Source organism: Arthrobacter sp. CMU6, assembly GCF_059090205.1.
In genome coordinates, this window is record NZ_JBNHFL010000135.1 from 1 (window position 1) to 235 (window position 235).

A 235-nucleotide genomic window follows, 5' to 3' on the forward strand; every position below is an offset into this window, starting at 1 on the left:
CACCGCCTCATCCGGCCCCGGCACCGCCAGGGCAAGATCCTCGATCCGCAGGTCACCCTTGCCGTGCGCCACGACCGCCGGACCCGACACCGGCAAACCAGCCCCTGCCGCCGCCGACGTTTCTGCTGTTGTTGTGTGTGTCATCAGACCACCACCGTCATTCCGCCGTCGATAAAGATGGTCTGCCCGTTCACGAAATCCGAGCCGGACGAGGCCAGCCACACCGCCGGGCCGG

At 67.7% G+C, this 235-nt stretch carries 1 pseudogene; it reads right to left on the minus strand.

Annotation, left to right across the window (positions count from 1 at the left end):
* Positions 1-143: 143 nt before the first annotated feature.
* A pseudogene (locus tag AC5RWD_RS23410) lies at positions 144-235 on the minus strand (gluconate 5-dehydrogenase); the annotation flags it as partial.